The following is a 17,437-nucleotide window of genomic DNA, read 5'->3' on the forward strand; positions in this document are numbered from 1 at the left end:
TTGTTTTTTTAGCGATTATAATGTTTAGACATTGTATTACTATAAAGGTTTAATGAAAAGTTAAAAATTATTCAATGTCTTCTGATAAATCTTTTAAGTGTACACGAAGAGCGTTTACCGAAATGCTAATTTCCCAAAATGAAATACCTAATGAAATTAGTAAACTAAGCAAGCTAGCTCCAAAAATATATATGCCAATTGTTGATTGGTTTACATACAATAAAAGCATTGTAAATACAGATAAAAATAAACACATTACGCCAAAAAGTTGCATATAGCGAATTAGCGTTAATCGTAAGTTTAGGTTTTTAATCTCTAATAAAATGCTCTTGTTTTGATTGTCGTCGTAATTTTTCTTTAGCCCGCGAACAATTTGTGCAATAGTTAAAAAACGATTCGTATAGGCCAATAAAATAAGTGAAGTTGCAGAGAATAAAAGTGCTGGAGTTTCAAGTGATAAGGTCATTTTTTTATTTTATTTTCGTTAATTCTAAAAGCAACAATTTTTTTAATCAAATCAATAGGTAAATCTTCGTTTAATGGAAATTGAATAGTTCCTTTTGAGTTTTTATATATTGAAATTTCTTTTTGAAATTTTTCAATTCCAGAAGCACCAGGATAAAAGCCTATGTGGTTTTTGTAGGCAGCAAAATGTACAAGATTACCATTCAAATAAAAAGTTGGTATTCCGTAGCTAATTTTTTCTGTAGCTTCAGGTGCAATTTTCTGAATAACCATTCTTATTTCGGTTAAAATATTTTGAATATTCTCAGGAAAATTATTAATATACTCGTCAATACTATTGGTTTTTGTTTGCATAGTAATTTAAATTTTAGTTGCAAAAGCAATAACATGGCCGTCAAAATCAGCAACATAACCAACTGTATCACCCCAATCTCTTAATGCTATTGGACTAATTTCAATTGCCCCAGCTCTTTTTGCTTCTTCAAAAATAGTTTCCAAATTTTCCACTTGAAGATACAATTCGCACCTTGGAATTCCATTTCCCGATGTTGGATGCGGCAATATAGGAGTGATGATTTTTGCAATTCCTTCATTTGGCATTAAGCCTATTTTTACAAATTCATTAATAGTGAATTCTGTCATGCCAGGAACATCCAAACTAGGATTTTGTCGCAGAATCGTTTCATAGAATTTTGTGCTTTTTTCTTGGTTTGAAACGTATAGGATGAATTCTATTCTTTTGATTTGCATCTTTATTTTAAGATTTCAAATTCTTCTTGTTTATTATTACATTTAAAGATTACTTTATGACATTCTCTATCAAAAAGAAAATCTAAGTTTTTGTTTGTGATTTCAAAACTAACCGATGTTAAATAACGTTCGGTAACATTTGAATGAGTACTAACAATTTCTTTTGTGTCTGAATTTAATACAGCAACTTCTTTTTTATCTTTAATAAAAATCAATTCAGCACCATTAAAACTTTTGTAAGGTTTAAAACCTACAACATTAATATCAAGAAATTCATATTCTTCGATTTCAGTTATTTCTGTCCAAATCCCACCGCCATTTGACGTTAAAGCAATTTTGTCTCCGGTAATATTCGTAATGATATTTTCTGTAAAAGTGTCAACATGATTTTTTTCTGATGTGTCAACTCCTCCTAAAGCAACAACAACTTTTTTTAATATATTTATCATTTAAAATCTGCTTTATTTTTTTGTCAACTCTTCAATTTTCTTTTTTAATTCTTCAAAATCATCTTGGTTGAAACCAATTGAAGTATAAATAATGGTTCCTGTTTCATCTATTAGATAATTCCTTGGGATGAATTGTGTTGCAAAAAGTTTATAAATAGTTCTTGCTTCATCTGGATAAATAGGAAAAGTGAATTTTTTCTTTGCGATAAAAGCATTGGTTTCTTCTAATTTATGTTCTCTACCAAAACTCATTAAAATGAAATTATCGTTTTTATGAACATTCCAGATCTCAGTTTCTAAATGAGGCATTTCTTGAATACACGGACCACACCAAGTAGCAAAAAAGTTAATTAAAATTATTTTTCCCTTGTGTTCCGATATGTTTTTTGATTCTCCTTTTTCATTTATATAACTAAACATAGGTAGTTTATCACCAACCTTTAAAATGTTTGTCTTTTCATAATCTACATTGTTTTGTGCTGATACAAGGTTGAAAAGGAAAAGAATTGATAGTAATGCTAGTTTCTTCATGAAATATTTTTTTTATCAAATATAAAAAAATCCTGACTGATTTCATAAACCAGTCAGGATTAATACTAAAGTTCTATTTCTTACTTCAAAGTTTCAAAACTTCTCTTTACAAAAGCCGTCAATTCTTCACCTTTTAATAAACCTTGCGAAATTTTTGCTAAATCTAATGCTTGTTTTACTAGCAATTCTTGTGCAGATTTATCTTCGGTTTGTAGAATAGCTGTAGCTAAATTTGAGTTTGAATTTACAACCAAATTATACATATCAGGGAAGTTGCCCATGCCAAACATGCCACCACCGCCAGTTGCGCTCATTTCTTTCATTCTTCGCATAAATTCGGGTTGTGTAATCATAAATGGCGCTGCATTGCTATCCATTGGTTCTAATTGAACGGTATAGTTTGCTTTTGGAACAATTGCTTCTAAAATCGATTTTAAATTGGTTTGTTCTTCTTCGCTTAATTTCGAAATTTGAACATCATCTTTTTGAATCAATTTGTCTATGTGATCTGCATCTACACGAGCAAAAGTTAAATTCTCGTTATCAGCTTCTAATTTTTGAATCAAATGCGAAACAATTGGTGAATCTAGCAGTAAAACTTGATATCCTTTTTCTTTTGCAATGTCAATATAGCTATGTTGTGCATCTTTATTTGAAGCATATAAAACAACTAATTTTCCGTTTTTGTCGGTTTGATTTGATGCAATTGTTTCTTTTAATTCAGATAATGTAAAGTATTTATCATCCGTTGTTGGATACAGTACAAAATCACCTGCTTTTTCATAAAATTTTGGTTCCGAAAGCATTCCATATTCCAACACAATTTTAATATCGTTCCATTTTTGTTCAAAATCTTCACGATTTTCGTTGAATAACGATTTCAATTTATCGGCAACTTTTCGAGTAATGTAATTCGAAATTTTCTTTACATTCCCATCGGCTTGTAAATATGAGCGCGATACGTTTAACGGAATATCAGGTGAATCAATCACACCTTTAAGCATACCTAAAAACTCAGGCACAATTCCTTCTACATTGTCGGTAACAAAAACCTGATTTTGATACAGTTGAATTTTATCTTTTTGCATTTGTAAATCGGCCGACATTTTTGGGAAATATAAAATCCCGGTCAAATTAAACGGATAATCTACATTTAAGTGAATGTTGAATAATGGTTCTTCAAATTGCATTGGATACAATTCGTGATAGAATTTTTTGTAATCCTCATCAGTCAAATCCACTGGTTGTTTTGTCCAAGCTGGATTTGGATTGTTGATGATGTTGTCTATTTCTTGGTATTCTGTTTTGTAATCTTCTGGCGCATCTTCTGGTTTTGGAAGAGCTTCTTGTTTGGTTCCAAATTTAATCGGAATAGGCATGAATTTGTTATACTTCGTCAACAATTCACTAATTTTATATTCTTCTAAAAATTCTAAAGAATCTTCTGCAATGTGTAAAATTATTTCCGAACCTCTGTCGGTTTTGTCGTGTGGAACCAATGAAAATTCTGGGCTTCCATCACATGTCCAATGTGCTGCTGGTTCATCTTTGTAAGATTTTGTGATGATTTCCACTTTTGAGGCCACCATAAAAGCGGAATAGAATCCTAATCCAAAATGACCAATTACACCTGAATCTTTGGCAGAATCTTTATATTTTTCTAAAAATTCTTCCGCACCTGAAAAAGCAATTTGGTTGATGTATTTTTCTACTTCATCAGCCGTCATCCCTAAACCTTGGTCAATAATGTGTAGTTTTTTAGCTTCTTTGTCGATTTTAACCTCAATAATTGGGTTACCATATTCAACTTTTGCTTCACCAATACTGGTTAAGTGTTTTAATTTTAAAGTAGCGTCGGTTGCATTAGAAACTAATTCGCGAAGAAAAATTTCGTGGTCGCTATACAAGAATTTTTTAATTAGTGGAAAGATGTTTTCTACAGAAACGTTAATTTTTCCTGATGCCATATTTTAAAATTTTAGTTAAACAATTTGATGTTTCAGATACTTCAAAACAAGTACCAAACTAGATTTGGTGACAAATTGACATAAAAAAATCCTAATTCAAAAAAGAGAATTAGGATAGGTTAAGTATTAAGTAGGGGGTTGGTTTCTTGTTTAGTAACTACCAAATTTATAGGTTAAACCAGCAGTTACATTATACATAATTCCTGTAATTGAGTTAGCTTGACCTACATAGGTTAAAGTTCCGTCAAAATAGTAATGTTGAGAAATATTAAAAATCATTGAAGCATCTAATCCTAAATATAAGTTTTCAGCAACTTTATATTGTGGACTAATTCCCATAATTACATTCGCAATATGGTCTGTTTTATCTAAAGTAGGAATATCAGATTTCAAAATTGATAATCCACCACCAGCATGTGCTAGTACTCTAAAATTTCCATAAGAAGCTCTTGAGTCAATTAAATTTGAAACATTCATTACACCTTGTAAAGAAATTCTTGTGTTTTTTGAGCCAGATTCAATTCCCGTATCTTCATTTTCAATTGAGAAAGTATCTGAAGCAAAATCAATTTTAGCTCCAAAAGTTTCGTCAAAATCATATGAAACTCCACCACCAAAATGTGTAAATCCGTTATAGCTAGGTTCAAAAGAACCATTAAGTCCATAATTTGCTTCGATGCTAAATTGTGCTTGTGAGGTATTTGTGAAAAATATTGCAACTAGGGTTATTGCAAAAAATAGGGATTTTTTTTTCATTGTTAAATTTCGTTAAAATTGGGGAGTGCAATATAGAATTAATTTCAGTATTTAAAAAAAATATTTTCTTTAAATTTTAATCATAAATGTTTTATGGTTTTCTTTGCTCTAAGAAACGCTCAATATATATGCTAAAAGTACAATCTGTCCGATTTTCGTATCTCAATACTTTGGTGATTAATAGTTTAACTTTTTCTTTATCCAAAGGAAAAAGCATGGCTATTATAGGCGAGAGCGGTTGTGGTAAAAGTACATTGCTTAAATTAATTTATGGTTTGCATGACGTTGATGAAGGACAAATATTTTGGGATGATATCGCTGTTCAAGGACCAAAATTCCATTTGATTCCAGGGATGCCTTTTATGAAATATTTAGCTCAAGATTTTGATTTGATGCCATTTATTACGGTTGCAGAAAATGTTGGTAAGTATTTGTCTAACTTTTTTCCAGAAGAGAAACAAACTAGAATTGCAGAATTGTTAGAAATTGTTGAAATGACCGAATATGCAAATGTAAAAGCAAAATTATTGAGTGGTGGTCAAATGCAACGTGTAGCATTAGCAAGAGTTTTAGCCTTGGAACCCGAAGTTTTATTGCTTGACGAGCCTTTTAGTCATATTGATAATTTTAGAAAAAATAGCCTTCGAAGAAAATTATTTAGTTATTTAAAACAAAAAAACATCACTTGTATAGTTGCCACACATGACAGTACAGATGTTTTAGCTTTTGCAGATGAGGTATTAATTGTAAAAGATGGAAATATCATTGAAAAAGGTTATCCTAAAGAAATTTATAATCACCCAAAAAACAAATATATAGCTTCGCTTTTTGGAGATGTTAATGCAATAGTTATTAATGGGATAAATCATTTGATTTATCCACACCAATTAAAAGTTAGTGAAAAATCTGAATTGAAAGTAAATGTAATACATTCCTATTTTAGAGGAAATCATTATTTAATTGAAGCTATGTATGAAAATCAATCTGTGTTTTTTGAAAATGTGATGGATATAGAAATGGGTAAAGAGTTGTATTTAGAAATTATCTAAATCTAAATATTGCACTATTTTTATTTGATTACTTCTGTTTGTTGAAACTTTTTTCATTCAAAATAATTTTGTTTCTTTTTATCTGAATAGTGTCGTTTTCAAAATATTTTTTTTCATAATTTTTACTAAATATTTTAATTTTTATGAAGGTGCTTTTTGAATTTTTTATAGAATAAATATTTTTTTCTAGAGACAAGTTTATTGATGAAAATTCAATTTTGTCAGATACATTAAATGAGTAGTTGTTTAAAATTATTTTTCCATCTTCATTTGTTGTGATATATATGTTTTGATTCATAATAAAATCCACGCCATATATTCCATAATTGTTTTCATCAACAACATGTATTATTGATTCATCATCATTTCCTTTTAAAGATTCTTCTACTGTAAAATAATCATTCTGATATTCGGGATAACTATTTATTATTATCTCCCCATTTTTTAAATACCAATTACCTTTACTTTCACTAATTAATAGTGGTATCTTACTATAGAATTCAAAAGTATGATTACTATTAAATTTTAGAAATTCATTACCTAAAATTGTTTTATTAACAAATATACCATCAACTTCTCGATTTTTTGTGGATTTACAATTAATAAAGATTGATGTTAGTAGTAGTAAAGTAATAATCTTATTCATTTCAGAATCTTTATTAACAAATATAATTCAAATTATCAAAATCTAAATAAATCGTTCCTAAATTATTAATTTCGTATTTTTGCTATACTAAAAACAAATACCACATAGAATATGTATCATTCAAAAATAGCAGGATTAGGTTATTATGTTCCTGAAAACATTGTTACAAACGACGATTTATCTAAAATTATAGAAACCAATGACGAATGGATTCAAGAGCGAACAGGAATTCAAGAGCGTCGTCATGTGATTAGAGGAGAAGATACTACTACAACGATGGGTGTAAAGGCAGCTAAGATTGCCATAGAGCGTTCTGGTGTTGCTAAAGAAGATATTGATTTTGTCATTTTTGCTACGTTGAGTCCTGATTATTATTTTCCTGGTCCAGGCGTTTTAGTACAACGTGATTTGGGTCTAAGGACAGTTGGTGCTTTGGATGTTCGTAATCAATGTTCGGGTTTTGTGTATGCGATTTCAATTGCCGACCAGTATATTAAAACTGGAATGTATAAAAATGTTTTAGTTATTGGCTCTGAATTACATTCAACCGGTTTAGATATGACCACTCGTGGTAGAGGTGTGTCAGTAATTTTTGGAGATGGAGCAGGAGCAGCAGTACTTTCAAGAGAAGAAGATTTGACCAAAGGAATTTTATCTACACATTTACATTCAGAAGGTCAACATGCTGAGGAATTGTCTCTTGTTGCACCAGGAATGGGGAAACGTTGGGTAACCGATATCATTGCAGATAATAACCCAAATGATGAAAGTTATTATCCTTATATGAACGGACAATTCGTTTTCAAAAATGCAGTAGTTCGTTTTAGTGAAGTAATTAACGAAGGCTTACAAGCCAATAATTTGCAAGTTTCGGATATTAATATGTTGGTACCACATCAAGCAAATTTGAGAATTTCACAATTCATTCAGCAGAAATTCCGTTTAACAGATGACCAGGTTTTTAATAATATTCAAAAATATGGAAACACAACCGCAGCTTCTATTCCAATTGCTTTAACAGAAGCTTGGGAACAAAGAAAAATTAAATCAGGTGATTTAGTTGTTTTAGCAGCTTTTGGTTCTGGATTTACTTGGGGAAGTGTGATTATTAGATGGTAATTTTAGAGAATAGAATAAAGAAAATAGAATATAGATAAAAAGCGTTCTGAAATTTTCAGAACGCTTTTTTTATGGTTTATAAATGGAGGGGTTGGGGGAGGCTAGAACATTCCGCCACCACCTTGTGTTTCGTTAGCATCTCTTTGTTTTCTAGCTAAAGCACGGTTTTTTCCGCCGCCAAAAATATAGTTGATTCCAACATAAAATGTTTGACTTTCCCAATAAAAAGCACCTTGTTGACGGTATGGAATTTTACCATCAAAAGCAAAACGCATGTTTTCAAAGACGTCATTATAACGTGCAGTAATTGTTCCTTTGCCTTTTAAAATGTTGTAAGTAGCTCCAAAATCCATTTTGTACATCGCTTTTCGGTCATATTGTAGTCCTTTGTCTTTACCTCTGTACATTCCAAATAATTGAAAACGTAAATCTTTTGTAGCAGTAAAACTGTTATTAATTCTTGCATTGAAGGTTGTTACATCAACTTCAGCATTTTCTAAAGCATTCATATTTGCATTTTGAATCGTTCCTTTTGCCGTTTTGAAATAAATATCCGCACTTGCATTAGCTGACCACCATTTTGTGAACTTTAAATTAGCAGAAGATTCAATTCCATAGGCATTATTGTTGTCAAAATTTGCATATGATAAAATGTTTCGATTTACATTATTTGGGTCGTTATAAACTGTTCTTGAAATTTCATCTGAAATACTTCTGTAGAAAACACCACTTGTAATGGAACCAATTTTTGTTGTTCGTGTATAATTTGCTTCAAATGAATTTGTAAATTGTGGTGCTAATGCTGGATTTCCTCTCGATTCCATTAATGGAGTTGTCCATTCTCTAATCGGACTAATTTGTCCAATGCTTGGTCGATCAACTCTTCTAGAATAATTGAAATTAAAAGAGTTTTTATCGTTTGCAGTGTAAGTAAAAAATGCTGAAGGATATGCCGTAAATAAATCATCTGAAATATTTTGAGTATCACTAAATGCTGGATTTGTTTCTTCAATGGCAAAATTAGCATCTAAGTCAAAATATTCTAAACGAACGCCAAGTTGCCCGCTCCATTTCCCAATTTGCTTTCCTAAATTAGCATATGCAGAATAAATATTTCTTCCAAAATCAAACGAATTATTTGCACTTGTAAAACTTGGATTGATATCGTTAAACTGATTTCCAGAATTTTGAATTCTTGTTTCAACTCCTAATTCTAATTTTAATGTTTCAGATATCGGATTTACATAATCAGCATTCATTTGAAAATAATCTGTTGTTCCTTTAACTAAATTGGTTCTTTCAAAACTTTCTGTTGGATTTGAAATGGTTTCGTTGTACACCGTGTTTTCATCATTCACTGTGTGTGAATAATTTAATTGAAGTTCGAAATTTTCATCTTTCTTTTCAAAATCATGTTTAAAAACCATGTCATAGGTTTGGTTTTTGTTGGTGCTGTTGCTTCCAAAAAGTTGATTAGTATTTCTGTTTGCAATTGCATCATCATAAATTACTGTAGTAAATCCATTTCCATCACCATAAGTAAAACTTTGATTGGTATATGCTGATAAAGTGTTTTTATCATTGATATAATAATCCATTCCAAATTTTACTAAATGCGAATTGTTTTTGTTGTTAAATTGAAAATCTTGTCTGTTTTCTTGGTTTGTTCTTTCGCTTTCTACAAATCCATGATTGGCGTTTTTACCATGGTTAAATCCATAATTGGTATAAAAATTTACTTTTCCAACACGATAATTTAAGTTCAAAGCTGAATTTGTTTTTGGTGTAATTCCAAAAGTTACACCAGAATTGATAGAGCCATTAAATCCATCTTGTGAATTTTTGTGTAAAATAATATTGATAATTCCACTCATTCCTTCAGGATTATATTTTGCCGAAGGATTTGTAATCAATTCAATTTGTTTGATAGAAGCTGATGGAATTTGTTGCAATAGTTGCTCAATAGAAACATTAGAAGGTTTTCCATCAACCAAAACTCTCACATTGCTATTTCCTCTCATGCTAATTTCTTTCGTTTGCGGATCGATGCTAACAGTTGGAATGTTATTCATAATTTCAGATGCAGTTGTTCCAGAAGCAATTAAATCTTTTCCAACATTGATTACTTTTCTATCTATTTTTTGCACCATACTTGATCGTTCAGCAACAATTTGAACTTCTTTTAATTCAGTTACATCTTCTTCAATGGTAATTGTTCCTAAATTAAAATTTGCATCATTTGTCAAATCAACAGTTTTACTACTTGTGATATAGCCAATAAATTGAAATTCAACAGTGTATTTTTGAACCGCTAATTGATTGATTGCAAAACTTCCATCGTCTTTTGTTACACCGCCTGTGATAATTTTATCATTGTCTTTAATAACAATGTTTACATAAGGCAATGGTTGCTTAGTGTTTTTGTCGATAATCTTCCCTTTAATTGTTCCCGAATTTTGAGCAAATCCGTAGAAAAGACTACATAAAAAACACGTAATAATTAATTTTAGTTTCATTTGTTTGTTTTTAAAATAATATTGATGATTGTAGCTAATAGACTTCAACATTTGTTAATTGTTACAATTTTTTTGAAATTATTTTTTTGATGTAAAAAAACTAACAGCGAATTACCATTCGCAAACTACTATTTATTACCTTTGCGCGTTCTAAAAATTAGGTAAAAATGACATTACATCACACATTAACATTGCACATCCAAAAAGCAGTTCAGGAATTATTCGGTATAGCTATCGAAAAAGTTGAATTTCAAGCTACTAGGAAAGAATTTGAAGGTGATATAACTATGGTAGTTTTTCCTTTGGTAAAAGCATTAAAAGGCAATCCTGTTGAAATTGGAAATCAGATTGGAAATTACTTAGTAACGAATGTAAATGAAGTTTCTAAGTTTAATGTGGTAGGCGGATTTTTAAACATCGTGATTTCGGATGTTTTTTATGTGGAATTTTTCAATACGATTAAAAACAACGAAACATTTGGTTTTGTAGCTCCAAAAGAAGGAGAAAAAGCGGTAATGGTAGAATATTCTTCGCCAAACACCAATAAACCTTTGCATTTAGGACACATCAGAAATAACTTGTTAGGATATTCGGTTGCCGAAATTTTAAAAGCATCTGGAAAAAAAGTATACAAAACGCAAATTATCAACGATAGAGGAATTCACATCTGTAAATCGATGTTGGCTTGGCAAAAATTCGGTAACGGACAAACGCCAGCTTCAACCGGATTGAAAGGTGACAAATTGGTTGGGAATTTCTATGTGGAATTTGATAAACAATACAAAAAAGAAATTTCAGAATTAATCGCTCAAGGTAAAACCGAAGACGAAGCAAAAAAACTAGCACCATCCATTTTAGAAGCACAACAAATGCTTTTAGATTGGGAAAATGGAAAGCCAGAAGTTATCGAACTATGGAAAACCATGAACCAATGGGTATATGATGGATTTGCTCAAACGTATAAAAATCTTGGCGTTGATTTTGATAGCTATTATTATGAATCAAACACCTATTTACTTGGAAAAGAAGTAGTACAATTTGGTTTAGAAAAAGGCATTTTCGAGAAAGATCCAGATGGTTCAGTTTGGATTGATTTAACAGCGGATGGTTTAGATAGAAAAATCGTACTTCGTTCTGACGGAACTGCGGTTTATATGACACAAGATATTGGAACCGCAATCCAACGTGTGAAAGATTTTCCAGATGTTGGAGGAATGGTTTACACTGTAGGAAACGAACAGGATTACCACTTCAAAGTATTATTCTTAATCTTGAAAAAATTAGGATTTGATTGGGCTGACAGTTTATATCATTTATCTTATGGAATGGTAGAATTACCTTCAGGAAAAATGAAATCTCGTGAAGGAACAGTTGTTGACGCTGATGATTTAATGGCAGAAATGACTACAACTGCACAAACTATTTCAGAAGATTTAGGAAAGTTAGATGGTTATTCTGAAGAGGAAAAAGCGGTTTTATTCAAAACAATCGGTTTAGGTGCGTTGAAATATTACATGTTGAAGGTTGATCCGAAAAAACAAATGATGTTCAATCCAGAAGAATCAGTTGATTTTGCAGGAAATACTGGGCCATTCATTCAATATACTTACGCTCGTATTCAATCGATTTTAAGAAAAGCGGATTTTGATACTTCAATTTCAATTTCTGGATTAGAATTACATGAAAAAGAGAAAGAATTAATCAAGCAAGTGCAGTTGTTTCCTGAAGTAATTCAAAATGCAGCTGAGAATCACAGTCCGGCTTTGATTGCAAATTATACGTATGATTTGGTAAAAGAATTCAACTCGTTCTATCAGCAAGTTTCTATCTTAGGAGAAGAAAATCACGATAAAAAAGTATTTCGAGTACAGTTGTCAAAATCTGTTGGAAACACAATAAAAAATGCATTTCAATTGTTAGGAATTGAAGTTCCTGAAAGAATGTAAGCGAGTTACGAGTTTAAAGTTACAAGTTACGAGTTTATGATTATACTTGATTTTTTAACTTGTATTTGATATTGAAATATAATAAATGAACACATCAAAATATTTTATTCAAGCATTAATTGTAGTGGTTTTTTCAACCCTATCATTTTTAGCATTCAAAACATTTCTACCCAAGAAAATTTTTCCTGAAAGCACAGCAAATTCTAAAAATATTGTTGTAGACAGCTTGCTTTTAGAAGCATTAGCAGAAGATGGAGCTATTAAAGAAAAAGATACGTTATCAAATAAAACAATTGATTTTAAGGTTGTTAACGGAATAAAATTCCCAGATGAAACTTTTGATGAATACAAAGGAAATCAATATTTGGTCACTTTTTTTGAAAAATTGTTTCAATTGGAAACCAAAAAGCAAGGAAATGTTCGTATAGCTTATTTTGGTGATTCAATGACAGATGGTGATTTGATAGTTAAGGATTTTAGAACTTATTTGCAAGAACGTTTTGGTGGTCAAGGTGTTGGTTTTGTTAATATTACATCAGAATCAGCTAGTTCAAGAAGTTCACTTACACACGAATTTTCGGGTAATTGGAAAACACAATCGTATTTGAAGGTTAAAAGACCATCACGTGCTTTTGGTGTAAATGGGCATGTGTTTTTTGCTAACGATACTTCAAATGTAGCTTGGGTAAAATACAAAGCAACCAAAACAAAATTTGCCTCAGAATTACCAAAACCAACATTGTTCTACGGAAGCTCATCAAATAAAAACGGAAAGGTTTTTTATACTGTAGGTTCTGATACTATTTTCAAAAAATTATCACCAAACAATACTTTAAACACATTGACTCTGTCAGAAGGGAATTTGAAAAACATAAAAGTAAATTTTTCTAAAGCTGATTCAATTCCTTTTTATGGTTTTAATTTTGATGATGGAAAAGGAGTTCATGTTGATAATTTTTCAAACAGAGGAAATTCTGGACTTCCATTAGGAACATTTGATACGGCTACAATGAAAGCGTTTCATGCAAAATTAGGTTATGATTTAATTGTATTACAATATGGAGCTAATGTGTTGAATTATGGAACATTAGATTATACTTGGTATGAAAAACGAATGACTAAAGTTGTAAATCATTTGAAAGAATGTTTTCCTGGCGTCTCAATTTTAATTATATCAACGGCAGATAAATCAACTAAGTATGATTTGGAAATGAAAACAGATTCGGCTGTCGTTCCATTGAATACTGCACAAAAGAGATATGCTATTAAATCAGAAGCGAGTTTTGTAAATATTTACACATTAATGGGTGGTGATGGTTCTATGGTAAAATGGGTAGATGAAGTTCCTGCAAAAGCAAATAAAGATTATACACATTTTAATCATAGAGGTGCTAAAGAAGTAGCAAATATGATTTTTAACCAAATTAATCAAGGGTACGAAACCTATAAAAATTTAAGAAAAAAGCGCAAACCAGCCACTCCTGTAAAAAGAGATACGGTTGCTGTAAAAAAGGATTCAATACATGAAGAATAAGATAATATTGTTTTTACTTGGATTGACTTCCTTTGGTTTTGCTCAAGAAGTGGATACAACTTTTGTAGCGATTGATTCTACTATTGTTGATACTGTTGAGGTTACTTTTGATAAAAATGATATACAAAATACGAGTGCAATTGCTGCTTTTTATGAAAGATTGTACCAATTAGAACAATCAAAAGAAGGTAAAATAAATGTAGTTCATATTGGGGATTCTCACATTCAAGCCGATTTGTTTACTGCAAGAATGAGAAATCATCTGCAAAATACTTTTGGAAATGCGGGTTTTGGATTTACATTTCCATATAGTGTTGCAAAGACAAATAATAGCGCACCCATTCGATTTACTGCTTCGGGAAGTTTTCAGAGTGTACGAAATTTATATGCCGATTCATCAAAACCTGTTGGTTTAAGTGGAATCGCTTTGGAAACAAAATCTGATAATTTTGCCATACAAGTACAAGTAAAAGATGCACGATATAATTTTACCAATTTAAAGGTAATTACACCTCAAAACACTAATTTATTTGATGTCTCGGTTTCTAATAAAAATATTGTAATAGAAACTAAAGTGCCTAAAAAAATAACGCATAAGGTAAAACCTGGTGAAGTTTTAGGTGGGATTGCAGACAAATATAATGTGTCGTTGAAAGCTCTTAAAAAAGCAAATGGGTTAAAAAGTGATATGATTAGAGATGGAAAAATTTTGACAATCCCTTCAAAGCAGACACAGCCTAGATTTGTAACTAAAACAGAGTTTGTGCCTATAGATTTGCAAACTTCATTTTTTTCAAATGATTATATTTCGGAAAAACCATTGGACAAAATAGCAATAGTTCCGAATCAAAATGTTAATGATTTTGCTCTGAATGGATTGATTTTAGGAAACAACGCACCAGGAATCACTTACAGCGGCATTGGCGTCAATGGTGCAAAATGTTCAGATTATAATAAATTTCCACTATTTTTTGAGCAATTGCCCGCTTTACAACCTGATTTAATTATTATATCGTTAGGTACAAATGAAAGTTTTGATAAGCAATCTGCAGAACAATATTTTAAGCAATTGAACCAGATGATTGCTTCAATTAAAGAAAAAACACCCCTAGCAACCATTTTGGTAACAACACCGCCACCTTCGGTTTTACATAGAAAATACACGAACACTTTTATTGCTGATTATGCAGTAAAAATCAAAGAAAATGCCCATTCAAATGGTTATGCAGTTTGGGATTTATTTGAAGTTTTTGGTGGCAATAAAAATATTTTTAAGAATGCTGCAAAAGGTTTAATGTCTCGCGATAAAGTACATTATTCCAAAATTGGTTATGAAAAACAAGCCGATTTATTCTTTGAAGCATTTTTACAATCATATGAATTATATAAATCAGCAAAATAGTTGTGATAGCACTTTTTTCAATACAAAATTGGTTTACTGAAACCTTTGGTACAATAACGATAGAAACGGTTAAGAATTGGTTTATTTATAATCCAAAAGAGCCTTTGTTGTTTAATACAGGTTTATTTTTGGGCTTGTTTATTGTTTTTTATGCTATTTATATTTCGTTGCAAAACACATTTTATAAACGATTGGTTTATGTAATTGCGTTTTCATTGTTTTTTTACTATAAATCGAGTGGCATTTACTTTTTATTGTTGGTTGCGTCTTCAGTAGTAGATTACAATTTGGGTAATTTGGTGCATCGAACAACGAGTGTTTTTTATAAGAAAGTGTGCTTAGCGTTTAGTGTTATTTTAAATCTTGGTTTTCTTGGTTATTTTAAATATACCAATTTTGTAATTGACACTTATAATTCAGTTTCTGGAGCTCATTTTGCCTTTCAAAAAATTATACTTCCGGTCGGAATTTCATTCTATACTTTTCAATCCATTAGTTATATTATAGAAGTATATCGTAAAGAAATTGAACCAACGAAACATTATGTTGATTATTTGTTTTTCGTTTCGTTTTTTCCGCAGTTAGTTGCTGGGCCAATTGTAAGAGCCAAAGATTTTTTACCACAAATTTATCAGAAATTAAACATAACTAAAGAAGAAGTAAATAGAGCATTGCTTTTAATTATTGGAGGTTTACTTAAGAAAACGGTAATTTCAGATTATATCTCAATCAATTTTGTTGATCGTGTTTTTGATGCTCCTTCGAGTTATACTGCTTTTGAAAATTTAATGGCTTCTTATGGTTATGCCATTCAAATTTATTGTGATTTCTCGGGTTATTCTGATATGGCTATCGGGGTGGCTTTGTTGCTAGGTTTTAAATTACCAACCAACTTTAGAACACCTTATCAATCGGCATCGATTACCGAGTTTTGGAGAAGATGGCATATTTCGCTATCAACTTGGTTGAAAGATTTCTTGTATATTTCGGTAGGAGGAAACAGAAAAGGAACTTTTGCAGGATTTTTATTTCCAGCTTTGTTCTTTTTTATATTGATTTTATGGAGTATTTCCTTCATCGGAACAAGCCACGTGCCTTTATTTATATCAGTCGGTGGAGCTATTGCTTTTGTAATGACTTTCTTACTTTCAAAAGATAGAGAGCGAAATATGTTTACCAATGTAAATTTACTGACAACAATGTTACTTGGCGGTTTATGGCATGGTGCAAGTTTGCGTTTTATTATTTGGGGAGCTTTACATGGAATTGCTTTAGCGGTTCATAAAATTGTTTTGGAATATTTTCCAGCAAAAGTTGATGTAAAGAAAAGTGTGTTTAGTTATGTTTGGACTATTTTGGCTATTGTTTTAACCTTTCATTTTGTAACTTTTTGTTGGATTTTCTTCCGAGCAAAAGATTTTGTAACAGCTATAGAAGTCATTCAAAATATTGGAAAAGTAACCTTTGACATGAACCAATGGATGGTTATTATTTCTGGATACAAAAATGTGTTTTTGTTAATGACAATTGGATTTATATGGCATTTTCTTCCTGAAAAAATGGTTAATTTGATGCAAAATAGTTTTAAAGCATTGCCATTAATTGGAAAAGCTATTGTGTTAGGATTTGTATTTTGGGTAGTTTATGCTACAGCTTCAGCAGGTCCACAACCTTTTATTTACTTTCAGTTTTAAGTAACATTTGATACACAAAAATATTTTTTGTTGATATATATTTGACGATAAAATCAAAAGTAAACATGAAGCATATTTTATTTACAAATTGGCATTTGATGCGCATTGTACGGTTAGTATTTGCAATATTTTTATTTGTTCAAGCTTATGTTACTTCTGAATGGTTTTTTATAGCTTTTGGATTATTTTTTTTAATACAAGCTCTTTTTAATACGGGGTGTGGTGCAAATGGTTGCCAAATTCCTAAAAAATAATACATTTGTTTCATTGCTAAAATAATTTGCACGATTGTGAAAATGAAATTTCTAACTTACATTCTTTTTTTCTATCTGATGACATTAAATACTTTGCCATCAGTAAGAGCTATAAAAATGTTAGTAAGTTCAGAATGTGGAATTTCATGCAATGGTTCAGAAACTTCTGGTTGCGAGAAAGGGAAAATTATTATGAGTTTAAATTTCAGTCCCATACAGTTTGTTGCTGAAATTTCATTAAAAGAATTTAATAGTACACCAGAGTTTTATTCTGAAAAACAAAAATCTAATTACGAAAAGATTTTCATCCCAAAATATCAACACTCTATTTGGCATCCACCAAAGTTTTTCGTTTAAAA

General features: G+C 30.7%; 17 protein-coding genes. 8 read left to right on the forward strand and 9 right to left on the reverse strand.

Going from position 1 to position 17,437, the window contains the following annotated elements; genetic code table 11:
- Nucleotides 1-67: 67 nt before the first annotated feature.
- From G4L40_RS10400 to G4L40_RS10430, 7 genes are all read right to left on the reverse strand, one after another.
- Entirely contained in the window at nucleotides 68-466 is a 399-nt protein-coding gene (locus G4L40_RS10400) for a DUF2721 domain-containing protein (protein ID WP_166237130.1), read from the reverse strand.
- The gene (locus G4L40_RS10405; RefSeq protein ID WP_166237131.1) at nucleotides 463-819 is read right to left on the reverse strand and encodes an iron chaperone; all 357 of its coding nucleotides are present in this window, start codon (nucleotides 817-819) and stop codon (nucleotides 463-465) included. Before G4L40_RS10405 ends, G4L40_RS10400 begins: the two co-directional genes overlap by 4 nt.
- 6 nt (nucleotides 820-825) lie before the next feature.
- Complete coding sequence (locus G4L40_RS10410) at nucleotides 826-1,215, reverse strand: VOC family protein (protein ID WP_166237132.1); 390 nt, start codon at nucleotides 1,213-1,215, stop codon at nucleotides 826-828.
- Between the two features lie 2 nt (nucleotides 1,216-1,217).
- A complete protein-coding gene (locus tag G4L40_RS10415) occupies nucleotides 1,218-1,664 on the reverse strand; it encodes a hypothetical protein (protein ID WP_166237133.1) in 447 nt (148 codons plus the stop codon).
- Nucleotides 1,665-1,676: 12 nt separating this feature from the next.
- Nucleotides 1,677-2,195 carry a TlpA family protein disulfide reductase gene (locus tag G4L40_RS10420; protein ID WP_166237134.1) on the reverse strand — a complete coding sequence of 173 codons (519 nt, stop codon included), beginning with the start codon at nucleotides 2,193-2,195 and terminating at the stop codon, nucleotides 1,677-1,679.
- A gap of 80 nt (nucleotides 2,196-2,275) precedes the next feature.
- Entirely contained in the window at nucleotides 2,276-4,162 is a 1,887-nt protein-coding gene (htpG, locus tag G4L40_RS10425) for a molecular chaperone HtpG (protein ID WP_166237135.1), read from the reverse strand.
- Nucleotides 4,163-4,312: 150 nt separating this feature from the next.
- Nucleotides 4,313-4,918 (reverse strand): hypothetical protein, encoded by a 606-nt coding sequence (locus G4L40_RS10430; protein ID WP_166237136.1) that lies wholly within the window; start codon nucleotides 4,916-4,918, stop codon nucleotides 4,313-4,315.
- Between the two features lie 128 nt (nucleotides 4,919-5,046).
- On the opposite strand from G4L40_RS10430, the gene G4L40_RS10435 reads away from it, so the two are divergent.
- The gene (locus G4L40_RS10435) at nucleotides 5,047-5,967 is read left to right on the forward strand and encodes an ABC transporter ATP-binding protein (RefSeq protein ID WP_166237137.1); all 921 of its coding nucleotides are present in this window, start codon (nucleotides 5,047-5,049) and stop codon (nucleotides 5,965-5,967) included.
- Nucleotides 5,968-5,995: 28 nt separating this feature from the next.
- Here the strand turns inward: G4L40_RS10435 and G4L40_RS10440 are convergent, their stop codons facing one another.
- Complete coding sequence (locus tag G4L40_RS10440; protein ID WP_166237138.1) at nucleotides 5,996-6,613, reverse strand: hypothetical protein; 618 nt, start codon at nucleotides 6,611-6,613, stop codon at nucleotides 5,996-5,998.
- Nucleotides 6,614-6,724: 111 nt separating this feature from the next.
- Here G4L40_RS10440 and G4L40_RS10445 point away from each other — a divergent pair, with 111 nt between their 5' ends.
- Nucleotides 6,725-7,732 carry a 3-oxoacyl-ACP synthase III family protein gene (locus G4L40_RS10445; RefSeq protein WP_166237139.1) on the forward strand — a complete coding sequence of 336 codons (1,008 nt, stop codon included), beginning with the start codon at nucleotides 6,725-6,727 and terminating at the stop codon, nucleotides 7,730-7,732.
- Nucleotides 7,733-7,833: 101 nt separating this feature from the next.
- Here G4L40_RS10445 and G4L40_RS10450 read toward each other — a convergent pair whose 3' ends face one another.
- Nucleotides 7,834-10,248, reverse strand: a complete 2,415-nt coding sequence (locus G4L40_RS10450) for a TonB-dependent receptor domain-containing protein (protein WP_166237140.1) — start codon at nucleotides 10,246-10,248, stop codon at nucleotides 7,834-7,836.
- 167 nt (nucleotides 10,249-10,415) lie between these two features.
- On the opposite strand from G4L40_RS10450, the gene argS reads away from it, so the two are divergent.
- From argS to G4L40_RS10480, 6 genes are all read left to right on the forward strand, one after another.
- Nucleotides 10,416-12,194: an arginine--tRNA ligase gene (gene argS, locus G4L40_RS10455; protein ID WP_166237141.1), complete on the forward strand. Its 1,779-nt coding sequence runs from the start codon at nucleotides 10,416-10,418 to the stop codon at nucleotides 12,192-12,194.
- Between the two features lie 85 nt (nucleotides 12,195-12,279).
- The gene (locus G4L40_RS10460; RefSeq protein WP_166237142.1) at nucleotides 12,280-13,728 is read left to right on the forward strand and encodes an SGNH/GDSL hydrolase family protein; all 1,449 of its coding nucleotides are present in this window, start codon (nucleotides 12,280-12,282) and stop codon (nucleotides 13,726-13,728) included.
- Nucleotides 13,718-15,130, forward strand: coding sequence for a GDSL-type esterase/lipase family protein (locus tag G4L40_RS10465; protein ID WP_166237143.1), 1,413 nt, complete (start codon nucleotides 13,718-13,720; stop codon nucleotides 15,128-15,130). The genes G4L40_RS10460 and G4L40_RS10465 overlap by 11 nt, the downstream gene beginning before the upstream one ends.
- A 2-nt stretch (nucleotides 15,131-15,132) precedes the next feature.
- Nucleotides 15,133-16,824 (forward strand): MBOAT family O-acyltransferase, encoded by a 1,692-nt coding sequence (locus G4L40_RS10470; protein ID WP_166237144.1) that lies wholly within the window; start codon nucleotides 15,133-15,135, stop codon nucleotides 16,822-16,824.
- A gap of 65 nt (nucleotides 16,825-16,889) precedes the next feature.
- Nucleotides 16,890-17,078: a hypothetical protein gene (locus G4L40_RS10475; protein ID WP_166237145.1), complete on the forward strand. Its 189-nt coding sequence runs from the start codon at nucleotides 16,890-16,892 to the stop codon at nucleotides 17,076-17,078.
- A gap of 42 nt (nucleotides 17,079-17,120) precedes the next feature.
- Nucleotides 17,121-17,435 (forward strand): hypothetical protein, encoded by a 315-nt coding sequence (locus G4L40_RS10480; RefSeq protein WP_166237146.1) that lies wholly within the window; start codon nucleotides 17,121-17,123, stop codon nucleotides 17,433-17,435.
- Nucleotides 17,436-17,437: the final 2 nt, after the last annotated feature.

The organism is Flavobacterium celericrescens, assembly GCF_011392075.1.
In the GTDB taxonomy this organism is placed as follows: Bacteria; Bacteroidota; Bacteroidia; order Flavobacteriales; family Flavobacteriaceae; genus Flavobacterium; species Flavobacterium celericrescens.

Bases quoted from the DNA above. Each gene is read 5' to 3' on its own strand.
- argS (WP_166237141.1), top strand. From the start codon at position 10,416: ATGACATTACATCACACATTAACATTGCACATCCAAAAAGCAGTTCAG.
- G4L40_RS10435 (WP_166237137.1), top strand. From the start codon at position 5,047: ATGCTAAAAGTACAATCTGTCCGATTTTCGTATCTCAATACTTTGGTG.
- G4L40_RS10430 (WP_166237136.1), bottom strand. From the start codon at position 4,918: ATGAAAAAAAAATCCCTATTTTTTGCAATAACCCTAGTTGCAATATTT.
- G4L40_RS10445 (WP_166237139.1), top strand. From the start codon at position 6,725: ATGTATCATTCAAAAATAGCAGGATTAGGTTATTATGTTCCTGAAAAC.
- G4L40_RS10475 (WP_166237145.1), top strand. From the start codon at position 16,890: ATGAAGCATATTTTATTTACAAATTGGCATTTGATGCGCATTGTACGG.
- G4L40_RS10405 (WP_166237131.1), bottom strand. From the start codon at position 819: ATGCAAACAAAAACCAATAGTATTGACGAGTATATTAATAATTTTCCT.
- G4L40_RS10440 (WP_166237138.1), bottom strand. From the start codon at position 6,613: ATGAATAAGATTATTACTTTACTACTACTAACATCAATCTTTATTAAT.
- G4L40_RS10420 (WP_166237134.1), bottom strand. From the start codon at position 2,195: ATGAAGAAACTAGCATTACTATCAATTCTTTTCCTTTTCAACCTTGTA.
- G4L40_RS10460 (WP_166237142.1), top strand. From the start codon at position 12,280: ATGAACACATCAAAATATTTTATTCAAGCATTAATTGTAGTGGTTTTT.
- G4L40_RS10480 (WP_166237146.1), top strand. From the start codon at position 17,121: ATGAAATTTCTAACTTACATTCTTTTTTTCTATCTGATGACATTAAAT.
- G4L40_RS10465 (WP_166237143.1), top strand. From the start codon at position 13,718: ATGAAGAATAAGATAATATTGTTTTTACTTGGATTGACTTCCTTTGGT.
- G4L40_RS10410 (WP_166237132.1), bottom strand. From the start codon at position 1,215: ATGCAAATCAAAAGAATAGAATTCATCCTATACGTTTCAAACCAAGAA.
- G4L40_RS10450 (WP_166237140.1), bottom strand. From the start codon at position 10,248: ATGAAACTAAAATTAATTATTACGTGTTTTTTATGTAGTCTTTTCTAC.
- G4L40_RS10400 (WP_166237130.1), bottom strand. From the start codon at position 466: ATGACCTTATCACTTGAAACTCCAGCACTTTTATTCTCTGCAACTTCA.
- G4L40_RS10415 (WP_166237133.1), bottom strand. From the start codon at position 1,664: ATGATAAATATATTAAAAAAAGTTGTTGTTGCTTTAGGAGGAGTTGAC.
- htpG (WP_166237135.1), bottom strand. From the start codon at position 4,162: ATGGCATCAGGAAAAATTAACGTTTCTGTAGAAAACATCTTTCCACTA.